Origin of the sequence: uncultured Jatrophihabitans sp., from assembly GCF_964251945.1 — a bacterium.
Taxonomy (GTDB): Bacteria; Actinomycetota; Actinomycetes; order Mycobacteriales; family Jatrophihabitantaceae; genus Jatrophihabitans.
Genome location: NZ_CAXULP010000007.1, coordinates 194,072 through 203,897, shown reverse-complemented (window position 1 = coordinate 203,897; position 9,826 = coordinate 194,072). Strand labels below are relative to the sequence as shown.

Genomic DNA, 9,826 nt, shown 5'->3' with positions numbered 1-9,826 from the left:
CCACCCGCCGCTACCGCACCATCGCCATCCGCACCGCCGGGCACGTCCTCACCGCCGAAGAACCTCTACCACCCGAGTTACGGGCCGCCCTCGCCGTCATCGTCTGAAAAAGACCTGCGCACCAAATTGAGCCAAGCCAGATCATCTCGTACGACGTTCTGCTACGGAACTATCTTTCGAAGTCGAGCAGCTAACCGGATCGAATCGACCCCGAGATGGCACGTTCGCCTCGCGGCCGTGGCTAGAATGTACGAGGCGTCGCCCACGTAGGGCAGCAGGGCCGAAGTGATCGACGGAGGCGTCCATAATGGCCATCTATCTCTTCGCTTGCAACCAATGTGGCCAACAGTTTGAGGAGCGCCGACCATGGCGCACACGTGATCACGGCGCACGGTGTGCGGGGTGCCAGTCCGAGGACACTCGACGCCTGGTGGCGGCTGGCGCGAGTCTTCTAGGCCGAGCGGGCAGGCCATTATTCGAGCGACCGCCGGCCCCTCCGAGAAATCGACCGCTTGACACAATCGATGTGCCGCCAGAGCGCCGCGCAATGGTTGAAATCTGGGGTGGGGACGCGCCAACGCCGTCCCACCCCGCAGCGATCACCATCAGCAATTCCGACGGGGCCGAGATTTCCAATATCGAAAGTTCCGGTACAGGAGCCGGAACGGCACTCCGCATCATCGGCGGCAAGGGTGTGACAATGAGGGACAGCAAATTTGCGGGCTAGTCCGCTTCATCGGACGGGCGACTGGCGGTGTAGCGCAAGTTCCGAAGCCGGAGCCGGTCGGACTCGTCAATCCGGATTGCACCACCTTCTGACGAGATATTCGACAGGTCACCGTCGTGTGAACGAGTCACGTGCAGCATTGGGACGGGGTAGGGAGTCCTAGCCGAGCTGCCGCCCACAGGCTCGCTTTGCCCGGCACGCCTATACGCGCCTTCGACGAGCACCACGGCGAGAACAACGACTCCGATCGGCAGCGTCCAGGCCAGCGAGACCCAATGAACCACGGGTGGGGCGGACACTCCGAAGGCGACCAACGCGACCGCGATCAGCGACACGTACCACTGGTAGAGCGACGTCAGGGAACCCAACCCGGCCGCAAAACACCGAGCGACGAACAGCGCCCGGCTCCTCACGATCGCCAGGCTACCGCGGCGACCATCGTCTCGACGATTACCCGACGGGGCAGCGTGGCAGTAGCAAGGGTCTGTCTGGCACCTACATCGACCCGGCGGCCGGGCGGGTCACAGTCGGCGCGCAAGCCGACGAGCGGCTGTCCACCAAGGTTGACTTGAAACCATCGACACGCGCCCTGTACGAGTCGGTCCTAAGCGTCCACATTCGACCGCGCTGGGGCAGCACTCCCCTGGCACGCGTGGACCACGCTGCGCTACAGGCGTGGATTGCCGAACTGGTCGCGTCGGGTGCAAGCGCGGGCCACGTGCACAAGATCCACAACGTGCTGAGCGGCATTCTCGCGCTCGCCGTTCGGTCCAAGCGTCTGCCCTCGAACCCCTGCGACGGCCTGAACCTGCCCCGCAGCGCTCAGAAGCCGCTTCGGTACCTGACGGCCGCGCAGGTCGCCCAGCTGGCCGCCGAGGCGTCCAGGTTGCCATCAGGGCGTCCAAGGCGGGCCACAGACGCCGCATTCGGTCAGTACCGGCTAGTTGTGCTCGTGCTCGCCTACTGCGGTCTGCGATGGGGTGAGTTAGCAGCACTGCGCGTGACGTCTGTGGACCTCATGCGCCGCCGCATCTTGGTCTCGGCGTCGGTGAGCGAAGTCAACGGCTCTCGATTGGAGTGGGGGCCCCGAAAATCACGAGAATCGCTCGGTTCCTGTACCCGGGTTCCTGGGCGACCTGGCCGCACACCTGGCCGGGAAGTCACCCGGCGATCTCGTGTTCACTGCGCCGGACGGCGGCGTGCTGCGGAACCGGAACGCGCGGCGGGCGTGGTTCAACCGGGCGGCCTGCGCGATCGGCGTGGACAGCCTCACGCCTCACGAGCTACGGCATACCGCCGCGAGTCTGGCCGTGAGTACGGGGGCGAACGTTAAGGCGGTTCAGCGCATGCTCGGGCACGCGTCGGCCACGTTGACACTGGACGATATGCGGACTTGTTCGACGCCGACCTAGACGCCGTGGCGGACCGCCTGGACGTCATCGCCCGAAACGCGGCGGAAGCGCAGACAAAATCCTCACGGAATCTGGCCCCAGTGGCGAGCATTCGAACTACCCCGTAAATGACTACAGGCCCCGGAATACGGGGCCTGTAGGTGGTGGGCGATACTGGGATTGAACCAGTGACCCCTACCGTGTCAAGGTAGTGCTCTCCCACTGAGCTAATCGCCCCGCTGTGTGCACCGGCTGGCCGGTGGTTGTCCGTTCGAGGCGGCGGCGGGAATCGAACCCGCGTACAGGGCTTTGCAGGCCCTTGCCTAAGCCACTCGGCCACGCCGCCGCAATCCGCCGCCCGACCGCCAAGGCCAGCGCGTGCGGTGCCCGGCCGCCGAATGCGGTACCTCGAGCGGACGACGGGATTCGAACCCGCGACCCTCACCTTGGCAAGGTGATGCGCTACCAGCTGCGCTACGTCCGCGAAACGCACCGACGCTCTCGCGCCTCGTGCCGATCATCGACTCTATCCGACGCGGGAAGGTCGTTCCAAACCGGTCCGAACCGCGCCAGGGGCCGCCTGCCTACCCGGCGAGCACTGGCCATAACTCGTCGATCTGCCTCGCCAGCGCGTCCAGATCGCCGTCGTTCACTATTAGGTGGTCCGCCACCGCGCGGCGCTGTTCGTCGCTCGCCTGCGCCGACATCCGCTCCCGCGCGTCGGCCTCCGCCATGCCGCGGCCGGCCAATCGGGCCAGCCGGAGGTCGACGCCGGCCTCGACCACGACCACGGTGTCGAAGCCGGCGGCGAGGCCGTTCTCCGCCAGCAACGGGACGTCGTAGACGACCACCGCGCCCTCGGGCGCGTGCGACATGAGCTCGTCGGTCCGCGCGCCGACGAGCGGGTGCACGATCGCGTTCAGCGCGGCGCGCTGCTCAGGGTCGGCGAACACGATCGCGGCAAGCGCCGGTCGGTCCAGCGCGCCGTCCGCGGTCAGCACGCCCCGGCCGAACCGCTCGACGACGGCGGCAAGACCGGGCGTGCCGGGCTCCACCACCTCGCGGGAGATCGCGTCGGCGTCGATCACGAACGCCCCACGCTCGGCGAGCAGCCTCGCGACGGTGCTCTTTCCAGAACCCACTCCCCCGGTCAGCCCAACGCGCACGTTTGCGACGTTAGCGGACCGCCCAACAGCACAGCGGCGCTGCGCTGGAACGAACCAGCAACAGCGCCACTGCGACGGTCAAGCGGCCCAGGGGGCAACGGAAATCCGGCGAGGCGGCCCAGCCTCAGCGGCCGGCGAGCTTCTCCCGCAGCGCGGCGAGCGCCTCGTCGGAAGCAAGCGAGCCGCCACTGTCGGCGTCGGCCGGCGCGGCGTCGGAGCTGTAGGACGTCGCCTCGCCGGAGTCCGACGCTGCGGCAGCGTCCGCCTTCTGGGCGTCCTCGAGCTGCTTGCGGTGCGCCTCGAACCGCTCGCGGGCGGCCGCGTACCGCTTCTCCCAGGCCTCGCGAGCCTCGTCGTAGCCGTCGAGCCATTCGTTGGTCTCGGGGTCGAAGCCCTCGGGGTATATGTAGTTGCCCTTGTCGTCGTACTGGGCTTCCATGCCGTACTGCGCCGGGTCGAAGCTGTCATCGGTCAGCGCGCCCTCGTTGGCCTGCTTCAGTGACAGCGAGATCCGCCGGCGCTCGAGGTCGATGTCGATGACCTTGACCAGCAGGTCGTCGCCGACGTTGACGACCTGCTCCGGGATCTCCACATGCCGCTCGGCGAGCTCGGAGATGTGCACCAGACCCTCGATGCCATCCTGCACCCGGACGAACGCGCCGAACGGAACCAGCTTGGTGACCTTGCCGGGCACGACCTGGCCGATCTGGTGTGTCCGCGCGAAGTGCCGCCACGGGTCTTCCTGAGTCGCCTTCAGCGACAGGGAGACGCGCTCGCGGTCGAGGTCGATGTCGAGCACCTCAACGGTGACCTCCTGTCCGACCTCGACGACCTCGGACGGGTGGTCGATGTGCTTCCAGGACAGCTCGGACACGTGCACCAGGCCGTCCACCCCGCCAAGATCGACGAAGGCGCCGAAGTTGACGATCGAGGACACCACGCCGGTGCGCACCTGGTCCTTGGCGAGCTTGTTGAGGAATTCGCTGCGCACCTCGGACTGCGTCTGCTCGAGCCACGCGCGGCGCGAGAGCACGACGTTGTTGCGGTTCTTGTCCAGCTCGATGATCTTCGCCTCGAGCGTCTTCCCGACGTAGGGCTGCAGGTCGCGCACCCGGCGCATCTCGACAAGGGAGGCGGGCAGGAAGCCGCGCAGGCCGATGTCGAGGATCAGGCCGCCCTTGACGACCTCGATGACGGTGCCTTCGACGACCTCGTCGTTGTCCTTCTTCTGCTCGATCGTGCCCCAGGCGCGCTCGTACTGCGCGCGCTTCTTGGACAGGATCAGCCGGCCCTCTTTGTCCTCCTTCTGCAGGACGAGCGCCTCGACCTCATCGCCTACGGAAACGACCTCGTTGGGGTCGACGTCGTGCTTGATGGAGAGTTCGCGGGAGGGGATCACGCCTTCGGTCTTGTAACCGATGTCGAGCAGGACTTCGTCCCGGTCGACCTTGACGATCGTGCCCTCGACGATGTCGCCATCGTTGAAGTACTTGATCGTCTTATCGATGGCGGCGAGGAAGTCGTCGGCCGAGCCGATGTCGTTGATCGCGACTTGCGGGGTGATGCTGGCTGGAGCAGGGGCTTCGGTGGTGGACGTCATGAAGTTGGTGGGTCCTGACAAGGGTTCGCAGTTCGGCGGACAGGGCCTTATCGAAGCCGACGAGATGCTCGAGCTTCGGCGGCCTACTCCATGTCGAGGCCACAGACCTGTCCCACCAGCGCTCAACCCTACCCCTGAGGTCAGCGTTTCCGGCAATCGCGGTCAGCCGACGGCGCCCAGCACCTCGCGCACCTCGGCGATCGTCTCGGCCAGCGCCTGGCGGGCGGCCGGCACTATTCCGGGCAGCGAGATGTAGCCGTGCACCGCGTCGACGTAGTTCGTCAATCGCACCGGCACACCCGCCGCCCGCAGCGCCTTGGCGTAGGCCGCGCCGTGGTCGCGCAGCGGGTCGAATTGGGCCGTCTGGATCAGCGCCGGCGGCAGGTCGTCCAGCGTCGCGCGCAAGGGCGAGGCGTAGGGGTCGGTCATCTCCCGCGTCGAGTTGTGGAAGTACAGCCCGGGCGTGGTCGCGATGTCCTTGCTGGTGAGGATCGGCGCGTTGCCGTTCTCCTTCTCCGACGGCAGATCCGCGGCGAGGTCGACGGAGGGGTAGATCAGGATCTGCTGCGCGATGGCCGGGCCGCCGCGGTCGCGAGCCATCAGCGACACCACCGCGGCGAGGTTGCCGCCGGCGCTGTCGCCCATCACCGCCAACCGCTGCGGATCCACGCCGAACTCGCCCGCGTGTTCGGCCACCCAGACCGTCGCGTCGTAGCAGTCCTCGGCCGGCCCGGGGAAGGGGTGCTCGGGCGCGAGCCGGTACTCGACCGACACGACGACGACGTGCGCTTGCGCGGCGAGCGCGCTGGCCCACCATTCGGACTGCCGGGCGTCGCCGGACACCCAGCCGCCGCCGTGGAAGTTGACGACGACCGGCAACACGGCAGTGCCCGCGTCCTTCGGCCGGTAGACGCGCAGCGGCAGCTCGACGCCGTCGGAGGACTTGGCGGCTCGCTCGGTGATCTCGGCGTGCGGGTCGGCGCGGCCGGCGATCAGCCAGGCGCCGGGCATTCGCAGAAACTTGGCGCGCGCGTCGGCGGCCGCACGCACCTTCTCGGCTGGTTGCTGCATGACCGGCGCGCGGTCGAGCAGCTTGTAGACGGTCCAGAATGCGGCGGTGCGCAGCGGAACAGGCATGACCGTCATGTTACTGGCGGGTAACCGATGTGGGAATCCGAGGCGACGACCGCCACCATTCCCGAGTTGTCCTCGCTTCGTCGTGCCACAGCCCGACGAAGCGAGGACAACTCGGGCGGACGGGCTGGATATCGTCGCGTCGTGAGTGAGCGGCCGATCGCCGCCGGCGGCGGCCGGCGCACCGCGGACGACCCGACGTCGGTGCGGGCCAACCGCGGCTGGTGGGATTCCGACGCCGACGCCTACCACGCCGAGCACGGCGACTTCCTCGGCGAGACGGACTTCGTGTGGTCGCCGGAGCGGCTGCGCGAGGCCGACGCCCGTCTGCTCGGCGACGTCCGGGGCCTGCGGGTGCTCGAGGTCGGCTGCGGGTCGGCGATGTGCTCGCGCTGGCTCGTCGGCGCCGGCGCCCGGCCGGTGGCCTTCGACCTGTCGGCGGGCATGCTGCGCCACGCGCGCGACGCGGCCGCGCGGACCGGCGTGGCCGTGCCCTTGGCGCAGGCCGACGCGCAGCGGCTGCCCTTCCGCGACGCCGCGTTCGACCTCGCATTCACCGCGTTCGGCGCGGTTGCGTTCGTCGCGGACAGCGCCGCAGTGATGCGCGAGGTCGCGCGGGTGCTGCGGCCCGGCGGGCGGTGGGTGTTCTCGACGACGCACCCGACGCGCTGGTCGTTCCCCGACGATCCTGGCCCGGCCGGGCTGCGCGCGACGATGCCCTACTGGGACACGACGCCGTACGTCGAGCATGACGAGGACGGCACGCCCACCTACGTCGAGCACCACCGCACGCTAGGCCAGCGGGTGCGCGAGATCGCGGCGGCCGGGTTCCGGCTCGTCGACGTCGTCGAGCCGGAGTGGCCGGCGGGGCACACCGCCGAGTGGGGCCAGTGGTCGCCATTGCGCGGCGCGATCCTGCCCGGCACCGCGATCTACGTCTGCGAGCTGAGCTGAGCTGAGCTGAGCTGATCGCTCCGGTTGCGTGGCGCGATACCAGCTCAGTGGCGCGATATTCCGAGCCACTGAGTCGGAATTGCACCACTGACCGGTGCGAGCCGAGATAGCGTCCGACCGATGATGCCGGCCGGCTCAGTGTGCGGCTTCGTGCCAGGTTCGGCCGAGACCGATGGACACGTCCATCGGGACGTCGAGTGAGTACGCGCCGCCCATCTCGCGGCGGACGAGGTCCTCGACCGTTGCCCGCTCGCCCGGCGCGATCTCCAGCACCAGCTCGTCATGCACCTGCAGCAGCAGCCGCGACTTCAGCCCGGCGTCCCGCAGGCCGTTGTGAACGCCGAGCATCGCGACCTTGATGATGTCGGCGGCGCTGCCCTGGATCGGCGCGTTCAGCGCGGCCCGCTCGGCCATCTCGCGCAGGTTGCGGTTGTCGCTCGTCAAGTTGGCGAGATAGCGGCGGCGACCCATGATCGTCTCGGTGTAGCCGGTCTGCCGCGCGTCCTCGACCACCGAGCGCAGGTAGTCGCGCACCCCGCCGAACCGGGTGAAGTAGGCGTCCATTTGCCCGCGCGCCTCGTCCGCGCCGATCTTCAGCTGCCGGGACAGCCCGAACGCGGACAGCCCGTACGCCAACCCGTAGCTCATCGCCTTGATCCGCCGGCGCATCTCCGGATCGACGTCCTGCGTCGGGATGTCGAACGCGCGGGACGCGACGAAGGTGTGCAGGTCCTCGCCGGTGCCGAACGCCTCGATCAGCCCCTCGTCGTGGGAGAGGTGGGCCATGATCCGCATCTCGATCTGGCTGTAGTCGGCCGTCATCAGCGACTCGAAGCCGTCACCGACGACGAACGTCTCGCGGATGCGCCGCCCCTCGGCGGTGCGCACCGGGATGTTCTGCAGATTCGGGTCGGTGGAAGACAGCCGGCCGGTCGCGGCGACCGTCTGGTTGAACGTGGTGTGGATGCGCCCGACGTCGTCGATCAACGGCAGCAAGCCGTCGACGACCGTCTTCAGCCGCGCGACTTCCCGGTGCCGCAAGAGCAGTTCGAGCACTGGATGCGCAGTCTTCACGTACAGGTCGGCGAGGGAGTCGGCGTCGGTGGTGTAGCCGGTCTTGATCCGCTTGGTCTTCGGCAGCTCGAACTGGTCGAACAGGATTTCCTGCAGCTGCTTGGGCGAGCCCAGGTTGAAATCCCGCCCGACGAGCTGGTGCGCGTCCTGCTCGACGGCCTTGACGCCCGCGCCGAGCTCGGTCTGCAGCGCGAGCAGCGCGTCGGTGTCCGCGGCGATGCCGACGGCCTCCATGTCCGCCAGCACGTAGGTGAGCGGCAGCTCCATGTCGCGCAGCAGCTGCGCGCCGCGGTTCTGGCCGAGTTGCTCGTCGTAGGCGTCGGCGAGGTCCTTGATCGCCGAGGCGCGGACTGTCTCGGCGCCGGCCAGCACGTCCTCGGACTCGTCCAGCCCGCCGTCGAGGGTCAGCTGGCCGGACTCCTCCACGTTGCTGCGCAGCTCGCGGCGCAAGGTGCGCAGGGCGAGGTCGGCGAGGTCGAAGGTGCGCTGGTCCGGCCGCAGCAGGTACGCGGCGAGCTGGGTGTCGTCGGTGACGCCGCGCAGCTCCCAGCCGTGTTGGCGTAGCGCGAGCAGCGGGCCCTTCACGTCGTGCACCGCCTTGGCGACCGTCGGGTCGGCGAGCCAGCCAGCGAGCGCGCGGTCGTCCTCCGGGGTCAGCATCTGCGGGGCGAGGAACGCGGCGCTACCGTCGGCGGCGGCCAGCGCGATCCCGGTCAGCACCCCGACGCCGCGCCCCCAGCTGCCGCGAAACGTTAGGCCGACCCGTTCGCCGTCGCGAGCGTGCTCGTCGAGCCACTGCGCGACGTCGCCGGGGCCGAGCCGGGTGGTGGCGACGTCGAAGCCTTCGTCGGCCTCCGGCGCGGCGGCCTCGACGGTCGCGAACAGCCGCTCGCGCAGCACCCGGAACTGCAGGTCGTCGAAGAGCCGGTGCACCTCTTCGCGGTCCCACTGCTGGCGGGCCAGGGACTCCAGCGGCACATCCAGCTGGACGTCGCGGACCAGCTCGGTGAGCCGGCGGTTCAACTCGACGCTCGCGACGTGTTCGCGCAGCGCGTCGCCGACCTTGCCCTTGACGGTGTCGACCCGCTCGATGAGCTCGTGCAGCGAGCCGTACTCGCGCACCCATTTCGCCGCAGTCTTCTCACCGACCCCGGGGATGCCGGGCAGGTTGTCGCTCGGGTCGCCGCGCAACGCCGCGAAGTCCGGGTACTGCGCGGGCGAGAGGCCGTACTTGCTCTCGACCTCCTCAGGCGTGAACCGGGTCATGTCGCTCACGCCGCGCCTCGGATACAGCACGGTGACGTGGTCGTTGACGAGTTGCAACGCGTCCCGGTCGCCGGTGCAGATCAGCACGTCGACGTTCCCGGCGGTGGCTTGCACGGTGATCGTGGCGATGACGTCGTCGGCCTCGAATCCGGTCGCGGTGACGACCGGGATGCGCAGCGCGTCGAGGACCTCGCGAATCAGCGTCACCTGGCCGCGGAAATCATCCGGCGTCTCGGTGCGGCCCGCCTTATAGCCGGCGTAGGCCTCGCTGCGGAACGTCGTGCGGGACACGTCGAAGGCGACGGCGACGTGGGTGGGCTCCTCGTCCCGGAGCAGGTTGATCAACATCGAGGTGAAGCCGAAGACGGCGTTCGTCGGCTGGCCGGTGGTGGTGGACATGTCCACCTCACGCAGAGCGTAGAAGGCGCGATAGGCGAGCGAGTGCCCGTCGAGCAGCAGCAGCCTGGCGGTCTGCACGGGCGCGCTCACGCGGACGAGTGTATGGGCGCCCTCC

7 protein-coding genes and 3 tRNA genes are annotated in these 9,826 nt (G+C 68.7%); 3 read left to right on the top strand and 7 right to left on the bottom strand.

Translation table 11 applies throughout. The features are described from left to right. Positions 1 to 307 precede the first annotated feature (307 nt). Positions 308 to 727 (top strand): zinc ribbon domain-containing protein, encoded by a 420-nt coding sequence (locus tag ACFFBG_RS14915; protein ID WP_375480039.1) that lies wholly within the window; start codon positions 308 to 310, stop codon positions 725 to 727. A 1,175-nt stretch (positions 728 to 1,902) separates the two neighbouring features. After that, entirely contained in the window at positions 1,903 to 2,139 is a 237-nt protein-coding gene (locus ACFFBG_RS14910) for a tyrosine-type recombinase/integrase (RefSeq protein ID WP_375480037.1), read from the top strand. A 141-nt stretch (positions 2,140 to 2,280) separates the two neighbouring features. Here ACFFBG_RS14910 and ACFFBG_RS14905 read toward each other — a convergent pair. The 6 genes from ACFFBG_RS14905 to ACFFBG_RS14880 all read right to left on the bottom strand — a co-directional run bounded on the left by ACFFBG_RS14905 (position 2,281) and on the right by ACFFBG_RS14880 (position 6,021). Continuing rightward, positions 2,281 to 2,355 (bottom strand) — tRNA-Val (locus tag ACFFBG_RS14905). A 37-nt stretch (positions 2,356 to 2,392) separates the two neighbouring features. Continuing rightward, positions 2,393 to 2,464, bottom strand: a tRNA-Cys gene (locus tag ACFFBG_RS14900). A 65-nt stretch (positions 2,465 to 2,529) separates the two neighbouring features. Next, positions 2,530 to 2,602 (bottom strand) — tRNA-Gly (locus ACFFBG_RS14895). 100 nt (positions 2,603 to 2,702) lie between these two features. Next, positions 2,703 to 3,284 carry a dephospho-CoA kinase gene (gene coaE / locus ACFFBG_RS14890; RefSeq protein ID WP_375480035.1) on the bottom strand — a complete coding sequence of 194 codons (582 nt, stop codon included), beginning with the start codon at positions 3,282 to 3,284 and terminating at the stop codon, positions 2,703 to 2,705. Positions 3,285 to 3,408: 124 nt separating this feature from the next. Further along, a complete protein-coding gene (gene rpsA, locus ACFFBG_RS14885; protein ID WP_375480033.1) occupies positions 3,409 to 4,884 on the bottom strand; it encodes a 30S ribosomal protein S1 in 1,476 nt (491 codons plus the stop codon). Positions 4,885 to 5,046: 162 nt separating this feature from the next. Then, a complete protein-coding gene (locus ACFFBG_RS14880) occupies positions 5,047 to 6,021 on the bottom strand; it encodes an alpha/beta hydrolase (protein ID WP_375480031.1) in 975 nt (324 codons plus the stop codon). 141 nt (positions 6,022 to 6,162) lie between these two features. On the opposite strand from ACFFBG_RS14880, the gene ACFFBG_RS14875 reads away from it, so the two are divergent. After that, positions 6,163 to 6,972 carry a class I SAM-dependent methyltransferase gene (locus ACFFBG_RS14875; protein WP_375480029.1) on the top strand — a complete coding sequence of 270 codons (810 nt, stop codon included), beginning with the start codon at positions 6,163 to 6,165 and terminating at the stop codon, positions 6,970 to 6,972. 135 nt (positions 6,973 to 7,107) lie between these two features. Here ACFFBG_RS14875 and polA read toward each other — a convergent pair whose 3' ends face one another. After that, complete coding sequence (gene polA, locus ACFFBG_RS14870) at positions 7,108 to 9,801, bottom strand: DNA polymerase I (protein ID WP_375480027.1); 2,694 nt, start codon at positions 9,799 to 9,801, stop codon at positions 7,108 to 7,110. Positions 9,802 to 9,826 lie beyond the last annotated feature (25 nt).

Bases quoted from the DNA above. Each gene is read 5' to 3' on its own strand.
- rpsA (WP_375480033.1), bottom strand. From the start codon at position 4,884: ATGACGTCCACCACCGAAGCCCCTGCTCCAGCCAGCATCACCCCGCAA.
- ACFFBG_RS14915 (WP_375480039.1), top strand. From the start codon at position 308: ATGGCCATCTATCTCTTCGCTTGCAACCAATGTGGCCAACAGTTTGAG.
- ACFFBG_RS14880 (WP_375480031.1), bottom strand. From the start codon at position 6,021: ATGCCTGTTCCGCTGCGCACCGCCGCATTCTGGACCGTCTACAAGCTG.